15 protein-coding genes, 3 tRNA genes and 1 pseudogene are annotated in these 19,873 nt (G+C 72.8%); 8 read left to right on the forward strand and 11 right to left on the reverse strand.

The window, feature by feature from the left end; genetic code table 11:
- Positions 1 to 393: 393 nt before the first annotated feature.
- The 3 genes from ACZ5ID_RS33525 to ACZ5ID_RS33535 all read right to left on the reverse strand — a co-directional run bounded on the left by ACZ5ID_RS33525 (position 394) and on the right by ACZ5ID_RS33535 (position 782).
- Positions 394 to 467: transfer RNA gene (locus ACZ5ID_RS33525), tRNA-Ile, on the reverse strand.
- A 164-nt stretch (positions 468 to 631) separates the two neighbouring features.
- Positions 632 to 704: transfer RNA gene (locus ACZ5ID_RS33530), tRNA-Asn, on the reverse strand.
- Between the two features lie 5 nt (positions 705 to 709).
- A tRNA-Asn gene (locus tag ACZ5ID_RS33535) sits at positions 710 to 782 on the reverse strand.
- A gap of 194 nt (positions 783 to 976) precedes the next feature.
- Between ACZ5ID_RS33535 and ACZ5ID_RS33540 the strand changes: the two genes are divergently transcribed.
- The 4 genes from ACZ5ID_RS33540 to ACZ5ID_RS33555 all read left to right on the forward strand — a co-directional run bounded on the left by ACZ5ID_RS33540 (position 977) and on the right by ACZ5ID_RS33555 (position 6,656).
- A complete protein-coding gene (locus ACZ5ID_RS33540) occupies positions 977 to 1,288 on the forward strand; it encodes a YtxH domain-containing protein (RefSeq protein ID WP_406555018.1) in 312 nt (103 codons plus the stop codon).
- Between the two features lie 70 nt (positions 1,289 to 1,358).
- The gene (locus ACZ5ID_RS33545; RefSeq protein WP_468905640.1) at positions 1,359 to 2,804 is read left to right on the forward strand and encodes an FGGY family carbohydrate kinase; all 1,446 of its coding nucleotides are present in this window, start codon (positions 1,359 to 1,361) and stop codon (positions 2,802 to 2,804) included.
- Between the two features lie 196 nt (positions 2,805 to 3,000).
- Complete coding sequence (locus ACZ5ID_RS33550) at positions 3,001 to 4,734, forward strand: ABC transporter ATP-binding protein (RefSeq protein ID WP_468905642.1); 1,734 nt, start codon at positions 3,001 to 3,003, stop codon at positions 4,732 to 4,734.
- Positions 4,731 to 6,656, forward strand: coding sequence for an ABC transporter ATP-binding protein (locus ACZ5ID_RS33555; protein WP_468905645.1), 1,926 nt, complete (start codon positions 4,731 to 4,733; stop codon positions 6,654 to 6,656). The genes ACZ5ID_RS33550 and ACZ5ID_RS33555 overlap by 4 nt, the downstream gene beginning before the upstream one ends.
- A gap of 36 nt (positions 6,657 to 6,692) precedes the next feature.
- Here the strand turns inward: ACZ5ID_RS33555 and ACZ5ID_RS33560 are convergent, their stop codons facing one another.
- The 5 genes from ACZ5ID_RS33560 to ACZ5ID_RS33580 form a co-directional block, all read right to left on the reverse strand.
- A complete protein-coding gene (locus ACZ5ID_RS33560) occupies positions 6,693 to 7,925 on the reverse strand; it encodes an RNA polymerase sigma factor (RefSeq protein ID WP_468905648.1) in 1,233 nt (410 codons plus the stop codon).
- Positions 7,926 to 8,042: 117 nt separating this feature from the next.
- Entirely contained in the window at positions 8,043 to 9,938 is a 1,896-nt protein-coding gene (gene dnaG / locus ACZ5ID_RS33565; protein WP_468905651.1) for a DNA primase, read from the reverse strand.
- A gap of 153 nt (positions 9,939 to 10,091) precedes the next feature.
- Positions 10,092 to 11,366, reverse strand: a complete 1,275-nt coding sequence (locus tag ACZ5ID_RS33570; RefSeq protein WP_468905654.1) for an NAD(P)/FAD-dependent oxidoreductase — start codon at positions 11,364 to 11,366, stop codon at positions 10,092 to 10,094.
- Positions 11,367 to 11,535: 169 nt separating this feature from the next.
- A complete protein-coding gene (locus tag ACZ5ID_RS33575) occupies positions 11,536 to 12,837 on the reverse strand; it encodes a deoxyguanosinetriphosphate triphosphohydrolase (RefSeq protein WP_468905657.1) in 1,302 nt (433 codons plus the stop codon).
- A 47-nt stretch (positions 12,838 to 12,884) separates the two neighbouring features.
- The gene (locus ACZ5ID_RS33580) at positions 12,885 to 13,802 is read right to left on the reverse strand and encodes a sirohydrochlorin chelatase (RefSeq protein WP_468905660.1); all 918 of its coding nucleotides are present in this window, start codon (positions 13,800 to 13,802) and stop codon (positions 12,885 to 12,887) included.
- A 179-nt stretch (positions 13,803 to 13,981) separates the two neighbouring features.
- Between ACZ5ID_RS33580 and ACZ5ID_RS33585 the strand changes: the two genes are divergently transcribed.
- Positions 13,982 to 14,671, forward strand: coding sequence for a SanA/YdcF family protein (locus tag ACZ5ID_RS33585; protein ID WP_468905663.1), 690 nt, complete (start codon positions 13,982 to 13,984; stop codon positions 14,669 to 14,671).
- 34 nt (positions 14,672 to 14,705) lie between these two features.
- On the opposite strand, the pseudogene ACZ5ID_RS33590 reads toward ACZ5ID_RS33585, so the two are convergent.
- Together ACZ5ID_RS33590 and cutA are read right to left on the reverse strand one after the other, a co-directional pair.
- Positions 14,706 to 15,155 (reverse strand): annotated as a pseudogene (locus ACZ5ID_RS33590) (gamma-glutamylcyclotransferase family protein); the annotation flags it as partial.
- The gene (cutA, locus tag ACZ5ID_RS33595) at positions 15,152 to 15,493 is read right to left on the reverse strand and encodes a divalent-cation tolerance protein CutA (RefSeq protein WP_468905666.1); all 342 of its coding nucleotides are present in this window, start codon (positions 15,491 to 15,493) and stop codon (positions 15,152 to 15,154) included. The pseudogene ACZ5ID_RS33590 and the gene cutA, both read right to left, overlap by 4 nt.
- 512 nt (positions 15,494 to 16,005) lie before the next feature.
- Here cutA and ACZ5ID_RS33600 point away from each other — a divergent pair.
- Positions 16,006 to 17,676 carry a M4 family metallopeptidase gene (locus tag ACZ5ID_RS33600; RefSeq protein WP_468905670.1) on the forward strand — a complete coding sequence of 557 codons (1,671 nt, stop codon included), beginning with the start codon at positions 16,006 to 16,008 and terminating at the stop codon, positions 17,674 to 17,676.
- A 33-nt stretch (positions 17,677 to 17,709) separates the two neighbouring features.
- Here ACZ5ID_RS33600 and ACZ5ID_RS33605 read toward each other — a convergent pair whose 3' ends face one another.
- Entirely contained in the window at positions 17,710 to 18,333 is a 624-nt protein-coding gene (locus ACZ5ID_RS33605; protein ID WP_468905673.1) for an NADPH-dependent FMN reductase, read from the reverse strand.
- Between the two features lie 57 nt (positions 18,334 to 18,390).
- Between ACZ5ID_RS33605 and ACZ5ID_RS33610 the strand changes: the two genes are divergently transcribed.
- Positions 18,391 to 19,170 (forward strand): aminotransferase class IV, encoded by a 780-nt coding sequence (locus ACZ5ID_RS33610; RefSeq protein WP_468905676.1) that lies wholly within the window; start codon positions 18,391 to 18,393, stop codon positions 19,168 to 19,170.
- Between the two features lie 134 nt (positions 19,171 to 19,304).
- Complete coding sequence (locus tag ACZ5ID_RS33615) at positions 19,305 to 19,871, forward strand: hypothetical protein (RefSeq protein ID WP_468905678.1); 567 nt, start codon at positions 19,305 to 19,307, stop codon at positions 19,869 to 19,871.
- The last annotated feature ends 2 nt before the right edge of the window (positions 19,872 to 19,873 follow it).

Consider the following 19,873-nt stretch of genomic DNA (forward strand, 5'->3'; position numbering starts at 1 on the left):
GACGCCCCCCCCCGAGCGCGCGCGGAATTCTTCGCGAAAGCAGCAGCACCGAACGCGATGAGCGGCATTGAATGGACGAACAGCGGTCCCCGAATTCCCGCCCCCGCCAGGACGGCACGGAAACCGTCCGAGTTCCCCGATATGCGCCTGTCCCGCGATATACGTCCCGCCGACGAGCGGCCCACCGTCCCCGGCCCGGTCCGCGCGGCCCGGACCGTCACCGTGTTGACGTCCGCCTCCGGCCCGCCGGACCCGCTGCCCGGCACGGGCCGCGCGACCGCTCCCCGAACCGCGGCCACGCATACGAAGAGCCCCGACCAGGAGAAGGCCGGGGCTCACCCCCGCGCAGGCACACCGCGCAGGTTGAAACGTTTCTGCGGAGGGAACGCAGAGTGGGGCGGGTGGGACTCGAACCCACGGCCGACGGATTATGAGTCCGCTGCTCTAACCGGCTGAGCTACCGCCCCTAACGGCGCGTCGCGCACATTTGTGCGCGCCGTCTGCCGCAGCATAGCCGCTCATACGATCTCCTGCCTCGGATGGTCGGCAACGCACGCCCATGAGGACTCCGTCACGCCCCGCGCGGTTCCCCGGGGCATGAAAAAGGGCCCTCGGAGGGCCCTTTTCACTGCTCTCCCGACTGGACTCGAACCAGTAACCTGCCGGTTAACAGCCGGCTGCTCTGCCAATTGAGCTACAGGAGACCGAGCTCCCCCGACTGGACTCGAACCAGTAACCTGCCGGTTAACAGCCGGCTGCTCTGCCAATTGAGCTACAGGGGAATGTCTCGTTGCGTCGAACGTACCCACCCCGGGTGTCCCCGGGCGGCGTGCGCTCGCTGCGACACATACATTAGCGCAAGCAGGGGGGTGCTCCGCCAATCGGTTCCGCCCCGGGTGATCACGGGGCTGCGCGGGTAGGCGCAGCACACGACGTCACAGTGACGTCGGACAGACGCCACAGAAGGGTGACCGCCATGCGCTACCGGCTCACGTTCGCCGTCGGACTCGTCGTCGGGTACGTGCTCGGAACCCGGGCCGGACGCGAGCGTTATGAACAGTTGAAGAAGTCCGCCCGCCAAGTCGCCCAGAACCCGGCCGTGCGCAACACCGCGGAGTCGGCCGCGCAGAACGGCCGGGCGTACGCGGGCAAGGCCATCCACGCGGTGAGCGAGAAGGTGTCCGACAAGGTCGGGGACAAGGCACCGAAGTCGATCGCCGACCGGGTGCGCTCGCTGCGCGGGCGCGGCCAGGGCGGCGAGGACGACTGGGGCACCAGCAACACCTGACACCGGCGCCCCGCAAGAGCCGGTGGCCGCGGGGGCCCGATGGGCCCCCGCGTGATGCAGAATCGTGCCCATGGGGATAGTCGCCGGGCTGGACAGCTCTTCCGCCTTCACTCGCATCGTCGTCTGCGACACCGACACCGGTGCCGTCCTGCGGCAGGGGTACGCCCCGCATCCCGTCGACCAGAAGGCCACCGAGGTCGATCCGCAGGCCTGGCTGCTCTCGCTCGGCGAGGCCGCGGCGGGCGGGCTGCTCGAAGGCGTGCAGGCCATCGGGGTCGCCGCCCAGCAGCACGCGCTGATCTCGCTGGACGCCCAGGGCTCTCTCGTCCGGGCCGCGCTGACCGGCAACGACAAGCGCGCCCAGGTGGCCGCCGCGGATCTCACCGACGCGCTCGGCGGGCGCGAGGCGTGGGCCAAGGCCGTCGGCAGCGTGCCGCAGGCCGGGCAGGCCGTGGCGAAGCTGCGCTGGCTGGCCCGTAACGAACCGGAGGCCGCCCAGCGCACCGCCGCGATAGTCCAGGCACACGACTGGCTGGTGTGGCAGTTGCTGGGCCGTCCGGCCCGGCGTACCACCGACCGCGGCGCCGCCTCCGGCACCGGCTACTGGTCGGCGGCGACCGGCTTCTACCGCCCCGACCTCGTGGAACTCGCGCTCGGCCACCATGTGGCGCTGCCCGAGGTGCTCGGCCCCTCCGACGCGGCGGGCACCACCCCCGAGGGGCTGCTGATCTCGGCCGGCACCGGCGAGACGATGGCCGCGGCCTTCGGTCTCGGCGTCGGCCCCGGCGACGCGGTCGTCTCGCTCGGGGCGTCGGGTTCGGTCATGGCCGTGCACCACGAGGCGCTGGCCGACCCGGCCGGAATGATTACGTCCTTCGCCGACGCCACCGGCCGCCATCTGCCCGTGGTGCATACGAGCAACGCGGTACGGGCGCTGCGCGGCACGGCGGAGATGCTCGGCGTGGAGAGCCTGGAGGAGCTCTCGGCGCTGGCGCTGAAGTCGACCCCGGGCGCCAGCGGGCTGGTCCTGCTGCCGTATCTGGAGGGCGAGCGGACCCCCCGGCTGCCGCACGCGGCCGGGACGCTGGCCGGGCTGCGGCGCGAGTCGATGAAGCCCGAGCATCTGGCGCGGGCCGCGTTCGAGGGCATGCTCTGCTCGCTGGCGGACGCGCTCGACGTGCTGCGCTCGCGCGGGGTCGAGGTGCGCCGGGTCTTCCTGCTCGGCGCGGCGGCCGAGCTGCCGGCCGTGCAGGCGGCGGCGCCGGCGATCCTGGGCACCCAGGTGGTCGTCCCGCAGCCCGCCGAGTACGCGGCCCTCGGCGCGGCCCGGCAGGCGGCCTGGGCGCTCGGTGTCTCGCAGGGCTCGCTCGCCGCGCACACCCCGCCGGCCTGGCAGGGCGCGGCGGCGCAGGTCTTCGAGCCGGGCGAGGAGCTGGCCGTGGGGCAGGCGGTGCGCCAGCAGTACATCGCGACGCGTGACGAGATCCACCCTGGCGCCTTCGACACCGGAGCGTGAGCGCGCGCCCCGGTCACCGGGGCGCGGAACAAGCCGTACGGGGGATTCTCCGGCGTGTCGTCTTGACTACGCCGGAGGTCCGTTCTTGACTCATCCTTTTGACTCGCCCTTGGCTTAATCGGTTGAGGTTCCAGGGGTGGAGTGTCGCAAGATGGGGGTCGAACCCCTCGATCTTGCCGACCCGGAGAGCCCTCACGTGCTCATACGACTCCTGCGGACCCATCTGGTTCCGTACAAGAAACCGATCGCGCTCCTGGTGCTGCTCCAGCTGCTCCAGACCTGCGCGACCCTCTATCTGCCGACCCTGAACGCCGACATCATCGACAACGGTGTCGTCGACGGGGACACCGGCTACATCCTGGAGTTCGGCGGCGTCATGATCGCCGTCAGCCTCGTCCAGGTGGTCTGCAACGTCGGCGCCGTCTACTTCGGCGCGCGCACCGCCGCGGCCCTGGGCCGGGACGTGCGCGCGGCCGTCTTCGCGCGGGTGCAGTCGTTCTCCTCGCGCGAGGTGGGCCACTTCGGGGCGCCGTCCCTGATCACCCGGACCACCAACGACGTGCAGCAGGTCCAGATGCTGACGCTGATGTCGTTCACGCTGATGGTGTCGGCGCCCATCATGTGCGTCGGCGGCATCATCATGGCGCTGAGCCAGGACGTGCCGCTGTCGGCGGTGCTGCTCGCCGTGGTGCCGGTCCTCGGCATCTGCGTCTCACTGATCGTGCGCAGGATGCGCCCGCTGTTCCGCACCATGCAGACCCGCCTGGACACGGTGAACCGCGTGCTGCGCGAGCAGATCACCGGCAACCGCGTGATCCGGGCGTTCGTGAAGGACGACTACGAGAAGGACCGTTTCAAGGGCGCCAACACCGAACTGACCGATGTCTCGCTGGGCACCGGGCGGCTGATGGCGCTGATGTTCCCGACGGTGATGACGGTCGTGAACGTCTCCTCGGTGGCCGTGGTGTGGTTCGGCGCCCACCGGATCGACAGCGGCTCCCTGCAGATCGGCCAGCTCACCGCGTTCCTCACGTATCTGATGCAGATCGTGATGGCCGTCATGATGGCCACCTTCATGTTCATGATGGTGCCGCGCGCCGAGGTCTGCGCCGAGCGGATCGAGGAGGTCCTCGGCACCGACACCAGCGTGGTGCCGCCGAAGGCCCCCGTCCGCGAGCTGCGCCGCAGCGGCCATCTGGAGGTCCGCGGCGCCGACTTCACCTACCCCGGCGCCGAGGAGTCCGTCCTGAAGGGCGTGGACCTGGTGGCCCGCCCCGGGGAGACCACCGCGGTCATCGGGTCGACCGGCAGCGGCAAGTCGACGCTGCTCGGGCTCGTACCGAGGCTGTTCGACGTGACGGGCGGCGCGGTCCTGGTGGACGGCGAGGACGTGCGCGGGATCGATCCCGTACTGCTCGCCAAGACGGTGTCGATGGTGCCCCAGAAGCCGTACCTCTTCTCCGGGACGGTGGCGACCAATCTGCGGTACGGCAATCCGGACGCCACCGACGAGGAGCTCTGGCACGCCCTGGAGGTCGCCCAGGCCAAGGAGTTCGTCGGCAGACTGGAGGGCGGGCTCAACGCGCCCATCGCGCAGGGCGGCACCAATGTCTCCGGCGGTCAGCGCCAGCGGCTCGCCATCGCGCGGACCCTGGTGCAGCGCCCGGAGATCTACCTCTTCGACGACTCGTTCTCCGCGCTCGACTACGCCACCGACGCGGCCCTGCGGGCGGCGCTGCTGCGCGAGACGCGCGAGGCGACCGTCGTCATCGTGGCCCAGCGGGTCTCCACGATCCGCGACGCCGACCGGATCGTCGTCCTGGACGAGGGCCGGGTCGTCGGCTCCGGCCGCCACCACGAGCTGATGGCCGAGAACGAGACGTACCGGGAGATCGTGCTCTCCCAGCTGACGGAGGCCGAGGCGGCATGAGCGGAAACATGGCCCGGATGATGGGCCAGGGCGACGGCAAACGCTCGATGGACTTCAAGGGTTCGTCGAAGCGGCTGCTCAGGCAGCTCGCGCCGGAGAAGGGCACGCTCTATGTGATGCTCGTGGCCGCCGTGCTCAGCGTGGCGCTCTCGGTGGTCGGGCCGAAGATCCTCGGCAAGGCGACCGACCTGGTCTTCGCGGGTGTCGTCGGCCGGCAGATGCCGGACGGGACGACCAAGGACCAGGCGCTGGAGCGGCTGCGCGACAAGGGCGACGGCTCGCTCGCCGACATGCTCTCGGGGGTGCACTTCACCCCCGGCCACGGCATCGACTTCGGCGAGGTCGGCCGGGTGCTGCTCGTCGCCCTCGCGGTGTACGTGGGCGCGGGGCTGCTGATGCTGGTGGCGACCCGGCTCTCCAACCGGGCCATCAACCGTACGGTGTTCCGGATGCGCGAGCAGGTGCAGGCGAAGCTGTCGCGGCTGCCGCTGTCGTACTTCGACCGCGCCAAGCGCGGCGAGGTGCTCAGCCGGGCGACCAACGACATCGACAACATCTCGCAGACGATGCAGCAGACGATGGGTCAGCTCATCAACTCTCTGCTCACCATCGTCGGCGTGCTCGCGATGATGTTCTGGATCTCGCCGCTGCTGGCCCTGGTGGCGCTGGCGACCGTACCGCTGTCGGTGTTCGTCGCCACGAAGATCGGCAAGCGGTCGCAGCCGCAGTTCGTCCAGCAGTGGAAGACCACGGGCCGGCTCAACGCGCATGTGGAGGAGATGTACACCGGGCACACCCTGGTGAAGGTCTTCGGGCGCCAGGAGGAGTCGGCGCGGCAGTTCGACGAGCAGAACGAGGCGCTGTACGAGGCCGGGTTCCGGGCGCAGTTCAACAGCGGCGTGATGCAGCCGCTGATGATGTTCATCTCGAACCTGAACTATGTGCTGGTCGCGGTTGTCGGCGGGCTGCGGGTCGCCTCGGGCGCGCTGTCGATCGGCGATGTGCAGGCCTTCATCCAGTACTCGCGGCAGTTCTCGATGCCGCTCACCCAGGTCGCCTCGATGGCGAACCTGGTGCAGTCGGGCGTCGCCTCCGCCGAGCGGATCTTCGAGCTGCTCGACGCGGACGAGCAGGAGCCGGACGCGGAGTCGGCCGAGCGGCCGGTGGAGCGGCGCGGCGCGGTGACCCTGGAGAAGGTGGCGTTCCGGTACGACCCGGAGAAGCCGCTGATCGAGGACCTGTCACTGAAGGTCGAACCCGGGCAGACGGTCGCGATCGTCGGCCCGACGGGCGCGGGCAAGACGACGCTGGTCAACCTGCTGATGCGGTTCTACGAGGTGAGGAGCGGGCGGATCACCCTGGACGGGGTGGACGCGGCCCGGATGTCGCGCCGTGAGCTGCGCGCGGGCATCGGCATGGTGCTCCAGGACACCTGGCTGTTCGGCGGCACCATCGCGGACAACATCGCGTACGGCGCGGACCGGCCGGTCACCCGCGAGGAGATCGAGGAGGCGGCCCGGGCGGCGCACGCGGACCGGTTCGTCCGGACGCTGCCGGACGGGTACGACACCGTGATCGACGACGAGGGCACCGGGGTGAGCGCGGGCGAGAAGCAGTTGATCACCATCGCGCGGGCGTTCCTGTCCGACCCGGTGATCCTCGTCCTCGACGAGGCGACGAGCTCGGTGGACACCCGGACCGAGGTGCTGATCCAGAAGGCGATGGCACGGCTGGCGCACGGGCGGACGTCGTTCGTGATCGCCCACCGGCTCTCCACGATCCGGGACGCGGACGTGATCCTCGTGATGGAGAACGGGGCCATCGTGGAGCAGGGCACGCACGACGAGCTGCTGGCGGCGGACGGCGCCTACGCGCGGCTGTACGCGGCGCAGTTCGCCCAAGCCGTGGCCGAGGTCGACTGAGGGCGGGGCGGGGAGCGGGTCGCCGCCCGCTCCCCCTCAGTCCAGATAGCCGCGCAGCTGGTCCGCGAAGGCGTGGTCGCGGAGTTTGTTCAGGGTCTTGGACTCGATCTGGCGGATGCGTTCGCGGGTGACGCCGAAGATGCGGCCGATCTCCTCCAGCGTGCGCGGGCGTCCGTCCGCGAGCCCGTAGCGCAGCTGGACCACCTTGCGTTCGCGCTCGCCCAGCGTGGACAGCACGGCCTCCAGGTGCTCGCGCAGCAGCAGGAAGGCCGCCGACTCCACGGGGGACGCCGCGTCGCCGTCCTCGATCAGGTCGCCCAGCGCCACATCGTCCTCCTCGCCCACGGGCGCGTGCAGCGAGACCGGCTCCTGGGCGAGCCGGAGCACCTCGCTCACGCGCTCGGGCGGCAGGTCGAGATGGGCGGCGACCTCCTCGGGCGTCGGCTCGTAGCCGCGCTCCTGGAGCATCCGGCGCTGCACCCGCACCACGCGGTTGATCAGCTCCACCACATGGACGGGGACACGGATGGTGCGGGCCTGGTCGGCGAGCGCGCGGGACATGGCCTGGCGGATCCACCACGTCGCGTACGTGGAGAACTTGTAGCCGCGCGCGTAGTCGAACTTCTCGACCGCGCGGATCAGCCCGAGGTTCCCCTCCTGCACCAGGTCGAGCATGGTGAGCCCGCGCCCCACATAGCGTTTGGCGACGGAGACGACCAGCCGCAGGTTCGCCTCGATCAGCCGGCGTTTGGCCATCCGGCCCATGACCACCAGCCTGTCGAGGTCGACGGCGAGCCGGGAGTCCGGGTCCGGGGTGCCGGCGAGTTTCTCCTCGGCGAACAGACCCGCCTCCACCCGGCGCGCCAGCTCCACTTCCTCCGCGGCGGTGAGCAGCGGGATACGCCCGATCTCGCGCAGGTACTGGCGGAAGAGATCGGACGAGGGGCCGCCGGTCTCGGCGCGCCCGGGCGCCCGCTCGGGCGGCTCCGGCACGTCCACCACGTCGTCGACGAGTTCGACGGGGGGCACTTCGGCCTCGGGATGGAGCACGGCCCGGGTCTGCGGGGGCACGGTGGCCACGACGTCGTTGTCGGTCAGGGTCCGGGTCTGCACGGGGGCGACCTCCAGGGTGATCGCTGCCGGATCGGGGGCGTGCGGCAGCGGGACGGGGGCGGCCGGGCCGCTGTCCGTCCCGTACACGATGAGCGGATCCGCGGGGGTGTGGTACCCACCTTCGGTGGGCCGGCCGCGCTCCGAGGACTCAGGCACCGCACCCCAGTGTGGGGTAAGACACATCTCCGCCACGAGGGGCGTGCGGTGACTTTTTGAAGCCGGTCCGTGACCGGGCGGTTACCCGTACGGCAGCGGTCGCGCGCCGCGCCGGGCTCAGAGGGCTTCGACGCCCCGGTTGCGCAGAGCCTGGCCGTACTGCTGGAGGACCCACAACTCGTTCTGTACGGCGGCCAGTCGCTCGGGGTCGCCGTTCTGCCCGAGGCGGGCCAGGGTGCCCTGGATGTCGAGGAGGCGGCGGTCGACGGCGCGGCGGCGGACGGCGACGAGCTGCTCGCCCGCGTACGCCTCGTCGACCACGCGGGCGTGGACCGCCTCCACGGCGAGCTCGGTGACGAGCGCGCGGACGGTGTCGTCGGGCGCCGACTCCATGACGGCCGGAAGGTAGTCGGAGGGGGCGTCGGTGGCGCCGCCGGCGTCCATGATGCACTGGCGCACCGCCGCGTAGGGCGGGGCCGTGAACTCGTCCACCCCGTACGCGTCGAAGGCCGGGGAGACCAGGTGCGGGTGCTGGAGGGCGAGCTTGAGGAGCTCGCGCTCGGTGCGGTGGGCGGGGCTGCGCAGGTTCAGGGCCGGGCCGGAGGCGGCGGCGGCGGCCGGGGCCCGCACCTCTCCGTACGGGCGGCGGCGGTCCGGGGCCGGGCCCTTGCCGCCCCGGTCGCGGGCCCAACGGGCCAGCTGGGCCACGCGCTTGACGACGAACTGGGTGTCCAGGATGCCGAGGATGCCGGCCAGCTGGACGGCCACCTCGTGCTGGGAGGCGACGTTCTTGATGCGGGCGACGATCGGGGCGGCCTCGTCGAGCGCGGCGGCGCGGCCCGCCGGGGTCTCCAGGTCGTAGCGCTGGACGATCTGGCGGATGGCGAACTCGAAGAGCGGGGTGCGGGGCTGGACCAGGTCGGCGACCGCCTCGTTGCCCTTGGCCAGGCGCAGTTCGCAGGGGTCCATGCCGTCGGGGGCGATGGCGATGTAGGTCTCGGCGGCGAACTTCTGGTCGTCCTCGAAGGCGCGCAGGGCGGCCTTCTGGCCCGCCGCGTCACCGTCGAAGGTGAAGATCACGCGCGCGCTGCCATTGTCCATCAGGAGGCGGCGCAGGATCTTGATGTGGTCGCCGCCGAAGGCGGTGCCGCAGGTGGCGATGGCGGTGGTGACCCCGGCGAGGTGACAGGCCATCACATCGGTGTAGCCCTCGACGACCACCGCGCGGCTGGACTTGGCGATGTCCTTCTTGGCCAGGTCGATCCCGTACAGGACCTGCGACTTCTTGTAGATCGCGGTCTCGGGGGTGTTGAGGTACTTGGGGCCGTTGTCGTCGTCGCGGAGCTTGCGGGCGCCGAAGCCGACGACCTCGCCGGAGACATCGCGGATCGGCCACATCAGCCGGCCGCGGAAGCGGTCGATGGGGCCGCGGCGGCCCTCCTGGGAGAGCCCGGAGAGGGTCAGCTCCTTGTCGCTGAAGCCCTTGCCGCGCAGGAAGCGGGTGAGGTGGTCCCAGCCGGCCGGGCTGTAGCCGACGCCGAAGTGGGCGGCGGCGGCCTGGTCGAAGCCGCGCTCGGCGAGGAACTTACGGCCGATCTCGGCCTCGGGGCTGGTGTCCAGCTGCTCGATGTAGAACTGCGCGGCGATCTTGTGGGCCTCGACCAGGCGGATGCGTTCGCCGCGCTGGTGGGAGGGGTTGTAGCCGCCCTCCTCGTACCGCAGGGTGATGCCCGCGGTGGCGGCCAGGCGCTCGACGGCCTCGGAGAACGACAGGTGGTCGATCTTCCGGACGAAGGCGATCGTGTCGCCGCCTTCCTGGCAGCCGAAGCAGTGGAAGAGGCCCTTGCTGGGGCTGACCTGGAAGGACGGGGACTTCTCGTCGTGGAAGGGGCAGAGGCCCTTGAGGTTGCCGCCGCCCGCGTTGCGCAGCTGGAGGTACTCGGACACGACGGCGTCGATCGGGACCGCGTCCCGGACCGCCTTCACGTCGTCATCGTTGATCCTGCCTGCCACGCGGCAAGTCTACGGTGCGGGAAGGACAGCGCCGGGTGCTCGTGGGCGGCTGCCCGGCCCGGGGGTCCGGCGTTGCTCGGCCGGGGGTCCGGGGGATGCCGCCGGTGCGGGCAGGCGGTGCCGGGGCGTCGGCGGGCGCCCCGGCTGCCGGGGTCAGGTCGTCGTCAGGTCCCCCAGCGGGACCGACGGGTCCGCCAGGCGGTCCGGGTCGACCTGGACTCCCTTCGTTCCCGCCCTGATCAGATCCTGGATCGCCTCTGTGACGTCCCACACGTTCACGTTCATCCCCGCCAGCACCCGCCGCCCGCTCAGCCAGAAGGCGATGAACTCGCGCTTGCCCGCGTCGCCCCTGAGCACCACCTGGTCGTAGCTGCCGGGGGGCGCCCAGCCCGAGTACTCCAGGCCCAGGTCGTACTGGTCGGAGAAGAAGTACGGCACCCGGTCGTAGCCGGTCTCCTGGCCCAGCATCGCGCGGGCCGCGGCCGGACCGCCGTTGAGGGCGTTGGCCCAGTGCTCCACCCGCAGCCGGATGTCGAGCAGCGGGTGGTGGGCCGCGGCCACGTCGCCCGCGGCGAAGATGTCCGGGTCGGAGGTGCGCAGCGACGCGTCGACCGCGACCCCGCCGCCGTGCGCGCGGTCGACGAGCGCGAGGCCCGCGGCCTCGGCGAGCGCGGTGCGCGGCGCGGCCCCGATCGCGGCGAGCACGTCGTGCGCCGGGTGCTCCTCGCCGTCGTCGGTGCGGGCGGCGAGGACCATGCCGTCCTGGCCGACGATCTCGGTGAGCCGCGCGCCGAAGTGGAAGCGGACGCCGTGCTCGGCGTGCAGTTCGGTGAAGATCTGGCCGAGCTCGGGGCCGATGACCTGGTGCAGCGGGGTCTGCTCGGGCTCGACGACGGTGACCTCCGCGCCGTATCCGCGCGCGGCGGCGGCGACCTCCAGGCCGATCCAGCCGGCCCCGGCGATCACCAGGTGGCCGTTGTCGCGGCCGAGGGCCTTGAGCGTGTTGCGCAGCCGCTCGGAGTGGGCGAGGCGGCGCAGATGGTGGACGCCCGCCAGCTCCGTGCCGGGGATGTCCAGGCGGCGGGGCTCGGAGCCGGTGGCGAGCAGCAGCTTGTCGTAGCCGATGACGGTGCCGTCGCCCAGGCGGACGGTCCTGGCCCCGCGGTCGATGGCGGTGACGGTCTGGCCGAGGTGGAGCTCGATGTCGTTCTGCGCGTACCAGCCGGGTTCGTGGACGAAGACGCTGTCGCGTTCCTCCTTGCCGGAGAGGAAGCCCTTGGACAGGGGAGGCCGTTCGTAGGGGTGCTCCCGCTCGTCGCCGATGAGGATCACCCGGCCGTTGAACCCCTCGGCGCGCAGGGTCTCGGCGGCCTTGGCCCCGGCCAGTCCTCCACCGACAATGACAAATGTCCGGTCTGCGTCGACCACTTGATGCCTCCTCGTTGCTCAACCGCCATCAGCGAGCGTCCCGCACGGAGCGTGATGGGGGAAGAGGGCTTGCTCCGTTGGGGCGCCGAGTGGCCGGGCTTGATCGGTGCGTCATACGTACGGGAATGCGTACGGTCCTACGTACGGCAAAGGCGCGCCCCACCGCGGCTCAGCGGTGCGGCACCGTCAGTCTGGCGTGCAGGGACAGGGCCGCGGCGTCGGTCAGGGACGCGATCTGGTCGACGATGACCCGTTTGCGGGCGCGGTCGTCGCCGGCCGCGGCGAAGAGCGCGCGGAACTGCGGGTCGAGGCCGTCCGCCGGGGCGCGCGCGGTGAGCGCTTCGGCCAGTTCGGCCAGAATCACGCGCTGGTCGGCGCGGAGCCGCTCCTGCTCGTCGCGCTGCATCACATAGCGGTGGGCCACCGCCTTGAGTACGGCGCACTCGTTGCGCGCGGGGCGCGGGACCACCAGCTCCGCCCCGTATCTGCTCAGCCGGCCCACGCCCCAGCGCTCGCGGGTCGCGCCCTCGGCGGCCAGGCAGAACCGGCCGATGAGCTGGCTGGTGGCGTCCTTGAGGCGGGCCTGGGCGACGGCCGAGCCGTCGTACCCGTGCGGCCACCACTCCTGGTCCATCAGCCGGTCCAGCGCGTCCGCGAGCTCCTGCGGCTCGGTGCCGGCCGGCACGTACCGCCCGATCGCCACGCGCCAGATGTCCGCGCGCTCCGGTTCGGAGAAGAGCAGGTTGGGGTCGATGTGCCCGGCGTGCAGCCCGTCCTCGAAGTCGTGGACCGAGTACGCCACGTCGTCGGCCCAGTCCATGACCTGGGCCTCGAAGCACTTGCGGTCGGGCTCGGCGCCCCGGCGCACCCAGTCGAAGACCGGCAGGTCGTCCTCGTAGACCCCGAACTTCACGGACTGCGGGTCGGTGGGGTGGCCGCCGCGCGGCCAGGGGTACTTGGTGGCCGCGTCCAGGGCGGCCCGGGTGAGGTTGAGGCCGACGCTGACGGGCTCGCCGCTCTCCTCGTCGCGCACGAAGCGCTTGGGTTCGAGGCGGGTGAGCAGGCGCAGCGACTGGGCGTTGCCCTCGAAGCCGCCGCAGTCCTTGGCGAAGTCGTTGAGCGCCTGCTCGCCGTTGTGCCCGAAGGGCGGGTGGCCCATGTCGTGCGCGAGGCAGGCCGCCTCGACGAGGTCGGGGTCGCAGCCGAGGGCGGCGCCGAGCTCGCGGCCGACCTGGGCGCACTCCAGGGAGTGGGTGAGGCGGGTGCGCGGGCTCGCGTCCCACAGCCGGCCGGTCTCGCCGGGCGTCACGACCTGGGTCTTGCCCGCCAGCCGGCGCAGCGCGCCGGAGTGCAGCACGCGCGCGCGGTCGCGCTGGAAGGCGGTCCGGCCGGGCCGTTTGTCCGGTTCGGCCGCCCACCGCTCGACGTCGGTCGGCTCGTACCCGGGGTGGTGTGCTGCGATGCCTTCCATGCACCGACAGTAAACGGAACCACTGACAAGCGGGGCGGCGCGGGTGCTCAGGCCGTGGCGAGTTCGCGCGGCGGGGCGGAGAACGGGGCCGCGGCGAGCGCCTGGTCGTAGCGGTGCAGGACGAGACGGGCGACGGCCGGGTGGGCGCCGAGCGGGGCGGCGGCGACCCCGCGCGCGTGGGCGGCGCTCTGGGTGGCGAACCGGCCGGGCGCGGTGAAGTACGAGGCGATGGCGACCCGGTGGCGGCCCCGCGCGGCGAGCGCCCGCAGGGCCTCGGGGACGGTCGGGGCGGCGGCCGAGGCGTAGGCGGGTATCACCGGTACGCCGAGGCGGTCGGCGAGCAGCGCGGCGGTGCGGCGGGTGTCGGCGGCCGACTCGGGGTCGCGCGATCCGGCCCCGGCGAGCACCACGGCCCGTCCGCCACGCGCGCGTGGGTCCTCGTCCCACCCGGCCTCGACGAGCCGTTCGTAGAGCGCCTCGACGAGCAGCGGGTGCGGGCCGAGCGGCCGGGCGATACGGGTGCGCAGCCGCGGGGCGTCGGCGACGGCGGCCGGGATGTCCTGCTTGACGTGGTAGCCGCGGCTCAGCAGCAGCGGTACGAGGACGGCGTGCCCGGCGCCCAGTCCGGCGAGGGTGTCGGGCAGCGCGGGCTCGTCGATCTCGATGTGGCCGAGCCGTACGTCGAGCCCGGGGCGCAGTTCGCGGACCAGGTCGAGCAGGGCGGTCACGGTGCGCAGCGCCCGGGGGTCGCGGCTGCCGTGGGCGACGGCGACGAGGGTGGGCCGGGCGGGGGTCGGCCGGGAGGTCGTGGGCATCGGCTTGCGGCTCCCGTTCAGTCGTACGTGGCTGAGCTGGCTGCCCAGTTGGGCGGCGATGCGGGTGACGAGTCCGGCCGTGCTGTCGAGCGGCGGCGACCGGTGGGCGGGCGGGAAGTGCGACCGGGTCTGGGGCTCCGTCTCCGTCATGGACCGATCCTGCCGGGCCCACATTGCCATGTCGTTGCGCCGCGGTGACGAGTGTTTTCCGCCGCCTCACGGGCGCGGGGCGCGGGCGGGGAACCCCTGCGAGGGGCGCGGGAGCAGAACCGCGCGCCCCCTCCCCCGCGTCCGACCACCCGTAACACCGTCGACCCCGGGGGGACCCCATGCGCCTGCCGCGCACTCGCGTACGGATCGCTCTGCCGCGCACCCGCAGGGGGCAGCGACGAGCCGTGCAGACGGCCGCCGCGCTCTGCGCCCTTGCGCTGGCACCCGCCGCGTGGATGTTCACGGCCGCCGACGGCAAGGTCGGAACGGTGGCGCAGGCGCCCGCGTCCGGCGTCGCGGTGGTGTTCGGGGCCGGGCTGTGGAAGGGCGAGCCGTCGCCGTACCTGGCGCACCGCCTCGACGCGGCCGTCGAGCTGTACCGGGCCGGAAAGGTCAGGGCGGTCCTGGTGACCGGGGACAACGGGCGGCCCGAGTACGACGAGCCGGACGCGATGCGCGCCTACCTGGTGCGGCACGGCGTCCCGGACCGGCGGGTGGTCAGCGACTTCGCCGGCTTCGACACCTGGGACTCGTGTGTACGCGCGAAGAAGATCTTCGGCGTGCAGCGCGCGGTGCTGGTGAGCCAGGGCTTCCACATCCGGCGGGCCGTCGCGCTGTGCGAGGCCGCCGGGGTCGACTCCTACGGGGTCGCGGTCGACGCCGTGCACGACGTCACCTGGTACTACGGCTCCACCCGCGAGGTTTTCGCGGCGGGCAAGGCCGCCCTGGACGCCGCCTTCAAACCCGGTCCGCGCTTCCTCGGGCCGAAGGAGGGCGGGGTGGCGCGGGCGCTGGCCGAGGGGCGGTGAGCGGACGGGCGGTCGGCGGACGGGCGGTCGGCGGACGGGCGTTGAACCAGTCGCCGCCGGGCAGCGCGGTGCCGTGCTCGCGCAGCTCCCGGGCGAGCGGGGCCGCCGCCAGATAGACCCAGGCGCGCGCCGCTCCCCCGCCCGGCAGCTCGACGGTCCGCTCCACCCGGTCGTACAGGTTGCGGGGGTCGCCCGGCCCGTGGCACTCCTCCAACCGGTCCAGTACGCGCAGGACTTCGGCGTACGCCTCGGGGCGCGGCGTGATCAGCGCGCCGGTTACCACGCCGTCCCCGTGCGTCGCGTACGGGTAGCCGGGGCCCTCGTACAGCACCGCCCCCGGCAGCCGCGCGGGCGCCTCGCGCGCGGTGCGGCCGGTCAGCAGCAGCCGGTGGTAGCGCTCGCCGGGTCGGAGGGTGCCGTAGACGAAGAACGGCAGACCGGGTTCGGGCCCGGGTGCGGGTGCGGCCGGCGCGTCGGCCGTCACGCCGTCTCCGCCGTCTCCGCCGTCTCCGCCGCGAGCCAGGCCAGATAGGCGGCGCTGCCGCGCACCACGGGGGTCGCGATGATCTCCGGGGTGTCGTAGGGGTGGGCGGCGAGCAGATGGCGCTCCAGGTCCGGGTACCGGGCGGCGGCCGTCTTGAACTCGACCCGCCACTCCTCGGCGGTCTCGACGGCGCCCCGCCAGCGGTAGACGGAGGTCACCGGGCCGGTGATCTGCGCACAGGCGGCGAGGCGGGCCTCGACCGCGCTCCGGGCCAGCGCGTCCGCCGTGGCGCGGCTGTCGGTCGTGGTCACTGCGGTCAGGCACTCGGCCGATGTCACGGTGGCTCTCCCTCGGTGGGGGCCGTGCGTACGCACGGTTGTCACCAGTGTCCCCGGTGCCGGCCCCGACCGGCCGGGTCCGGCTTCCCCGGCTTGCCCGGCTGCGGGTGGTGGGTGGCTGAGCGCGCAGTTCCCCGCGCCCCTGGGGGTGGGGGGTGCGTGCGGGGTGTTTGGCTGCGGGTGGTGGGTGGCTGAGCGCGCAGTTCCCCGCGCCCCTCAGGGGGTCGGCGCATCCTGGATGGTTGGCTCGGCCACGGGCTTTTAGGGGCGCGGGGAACTGCGCGACCAGCCATCCACGGTCCGCAGCCGGATGGGCGTCGCACCTGGACGGTGGTCCCCAGGGGCGCGGGGAACTGCGCGACCAGCCACCCACCACCCGCGGGCACCCACCACCCGCAGCCGAAACACCCCCCACCACACCCCCCGCCCTATGGACAGCCCCTGTCATGTACCCCTAAAACTGATGCGGCATCAGCTTTACCCGAGCCGACCCCCCATGACCGAGGAGCCCGATGAGACCGACCCGGAACGCATCGCGCCTCACCACCGCCGGGATAGCCGTCGCGGCCGGCGCCATGCTCGCCGCCGCGCTCGCCCCCGCCTCCGCCCTGGCCGAACCCCGCCCGCAGGCCCCGGCCCCCTCCAGCGCCTCCAGCACCCCCTCCCGCGCCGCCGCCATCGCCGCCGCCGACAGCGCCGTCAGCGCCCACGCCGCCGCGCTCGCCGTGACCGCCGCGCAGGGCACGTCCGTACGGGACGTCATCACGGACGCCGACGGCAGCCGGCACGTGCGCTACGACCGCACGTACCGCGGACTGCCCGTGCTCGGCGGCGACTTCGTCGTCCACCTCGCCCCCTCCGGCGCCTACCGCGGCGCCGACCGGGCCGTGGCCGACGACCTCTCCGTACCGACCGTGACCCCCGCCCTCCCCGCGCCCCGCGCCGCCGCCCTCGCCTCCGCCGAGCTGCGCGCGGCCCACCCGGGCCTGACGGGCCTGACCGTCAGGCCCCAGCTGGTCGTGGACGCCCTGCACGGCGCCCCGAAGCTCGCCTGGCGGACCCAGACCGCCGCCCGGGACACCCAGGGCAACCCCGTCGCGCGCGTGGTGCTCACCGACGCCCGCACCGGCGCCACCATCGACGCCTGGGACTCCATCGAGACCGCGGCCGGCGACGGCCAGTCCCTCTACAGCGGCACCGTGCCCCTGGAGACCACGCTGTCCGGGTCCACGTACCAGCTCAAGGACCCCACCCGCGGCAACACCTACACCGGTGACGCCCAGAACAAGACGGACCTGTGCTTCTTCGGCATCTGCTTCGTGCGGGCGCCCGCCGTGCTGTTCACCGACGCCGACAACCACTGGGGCACCGGCGCCAACAGCGACCGCGCCACGGCCGCCGTGGACGCGCAGTACGGCACCAACACGACCTGGGACTACTACAAGAACGTCCACGGCCGCAACGGCATCGCCGGCGACGGGAAGGGCTCGTACAACCGCGTCCACTACGGCAGCAACTACAACAACGCCTTCTGGGACGACAGCTGCTTCTGCATGACGTACGGCGACGGCGACGGCACCACCTTCGGGCCGCTCGTCGCGCTCGACGTCGCCGGGCACGAGATGTCGCACGGCGTCACCTCCAAGACCGCCGCCCTCACCTACTCCGGGGAGTCCGGCGGCCTCAACGAGGCCACCAGCGACATCATGGGCACCATGGTCGAGTGGTACGCGGGCAACTCCGCCGACCAGGGCGACTACCTCATCGGCGAGAAGATCGTGAAGCCGGGCTTCGGCAAGCCCGCCCTGCGCTTCATGGACAAGCCGTCCACGGACACCAAGTCGGCGGACTGCTGGTACTCGGGCGTCGGCAGCCTCGACGTCCACTACTCCTCCGGCGTCGCCAATCACTTCGCCTATCTGCTCTCCGAGGGCAGCGGCGCCAAGGTGATCAACGGCGTCTCGTACAACAGCCCCACCTGCAACGGCTCCACGGTCTCCGGCATCGGCCACGAGAAGGTCGGCAAGATCTGGTACCGGGCCCTGACCGTCTACATGACGTCCTCCACCAACTACGCCGCCGCCCGCACGGCGACGCTCAACGCGGCGAAGGACCTGTACGGCAGCGGCAGCGCGGAGCAGAACGCGGTCGCCGCCGCCTGGTCGGCGGTCGCCGTCGGCTGATCCCGTGACGCCCGGCCCGTCCGTGCGCCGCCCTCAAGCGGCGTACGGACGGGCCTCCCTGGCCTCCCGCAGGGCCCTGCCCCACCAGGCGAGCTGGTCGAGCAGCCGCTTGACGGCGGCCTCGGGGCCGGTGGGCTCGCGCAGCTCGCCGTCGGGCTCGAACAGGCCACCGGCGTGGTGGAGGCTGACCGTGTCCCGGACCGTGACCGCGTGCAGCTCGGCGAAGACCGTGCGCAGGTGCTCGACGGCCCGCAGGCCCCCCGACATGCCTCCGTAGGAGACGAAGCCCACCGGCTTGGCCTGCCACTCGACGAAGTGCCAGTCGATGAGGTTCTTCACCGAGGCCGGGAAGGAGTGGTTGTACTCGGGGGTGAGGACCAGGAAGGCGTCCGCCCCGGCGAGCTTCGGGGTGACGGTGTCGAGGACCGCCCTGACCGGTGGTGCCGGGTCGTACGAGATCGAGGTCGGCAGCCGGGTCTCGGCGAGGTCGACCACCTCCACCGCGAAGTCGTCGCGCTCGCGCAGCCGGTCGAGCAGCCACCGGCCGACGACGGAGCCGAAGCGTCCTTCCCGGTCGGAGCCGAGGACGACGGCGAGGCGCAGGGGGGCGGGGCGGGGAGCGGTGGGCCCCGCGTGGGGAGCGGTGGTGATGTCCATGCCGAGGAGCCTCACACCTCAAGTTAGCTTTAGGTCAAGCCCGGTTACGGTGGCCCCATGACGAGCCCCCATGTCGAGATCAACGGCCGCCCCGCCGACGCGGAGAACCTCCGCATCCCCGCCCTGACCGGCAACTACGGCCATTTCACCGCGATGCAGGTGCGCGGCGGCCGGGTGCGCGGGCTCGCCCTGCACCTGGCGCGGCTGGACGCGGCGACCCGTGAGCTGTTCGGCCCGGGTCTCGACGGTGAGCGGGTCCGTACCCTGGTCCGCCGGGCCCTGGCCGGGGCCGGCGCCGAGGACGCGGCGGTGCGCGTCTATGTGTACGGGCCGGACGAGGACCCGGCCGTGATGGTGACCGTGCGCCCGCCCGTCGACCTCTCGCCCGAGCCGCAGCACCTGCTCTCCGTGCCCTACGAGCGGCCGGTCGCCCACGTCAAGCACCTCGGCGGCTTCGCCCAGCAGTACTACGGCCGGATCGCGGCCGGCCGGGGCCGTACCAGCGCGCTGCTGACCGGCCCCGGCGGCGAGATCGCGGAGGGGGCCGTCACCAACATCGGGTTCTGGGACGGGAGCGCGGTGGTGTGGCCCGACCGTCCGGCGCTGCGGGGCATCACCATGGCGCTGGTCGAAGAGCGGCTGCCCGGGTACGGCACGGCCACGGTCCGGCGCCCGGTCACCCTGGGCGGTCTCGGCGCGTACCGGGCGGCCTTCGTCACCAACTCTCAGGGCATCGCGCCGGTGGCCCGGATCGACGACTTCGCCTTCGCGGTGGACGCGGAGCTGATGGAGACCCTCTGGCGGCTGTACGCGGAGGTGCCGTGGGACACGGTCTGAGCGCGGGCGCGCGCGTGGAAGGGTGACGGCCCGCGCCCGGTCGTCACCCTTTCGCCCCCCGCCGGGGGGCGGGCTTCGGCGCGGGCCATTTACCTCGGAGGGAGAAGGACGGCACCCCGCTCCCCGGAGGACCCATGCGTACTGCCCGCCTGCTCACCGGTTCCGCGCTCGCGGCGGCCCTGCTGGGCCTCGGCGGCGCGCCCGCGTACGCCAACGACTTCGGCGGGGCGGGCGTGGAGGTCTCGCCGTCGACGGCCGCGCCCGGCACCACGGTCACCGTGGACACCGGCGCGTGCGGCCACGACGGCCATGCGGTGGGGGACGCGCGCGCGGCGGGCGACGGGGAGTTCCCGCTGACCGCCTCGGCCCACAGGGACGCGCTCGCCGGGCAGTTCACCGTGCCCCCCACCGCCCGGTCCGGGACCTTCCCGATCACGGTGGCCTGCGACAGCGGCAAGTCGGCGCGGGGCGAGCTGACCGTCTCGGGCGGCGGCGAGAACACCTTCCAGGACTGGGGCGACCACCACCCCTCGGGCGAGCGGCAGGAGCCCCGGGGGCATGTGAGGACCGGGCTGGGCGGCGGTACGGCCACCTCCGACCGGACCGAGATCGCGGCCGGGGCGGCCGTCCTGGCCGTCGCCGCCGTCACCGGCGGGCTGCTGCTGCGCCGCCGGGCCGGCGAGCCGGGCGACCGGGGCTGACC

The sequence above is a fragment of the Streptomyces sp. NPDC031670 genome, from assembly GCF_055580545.1.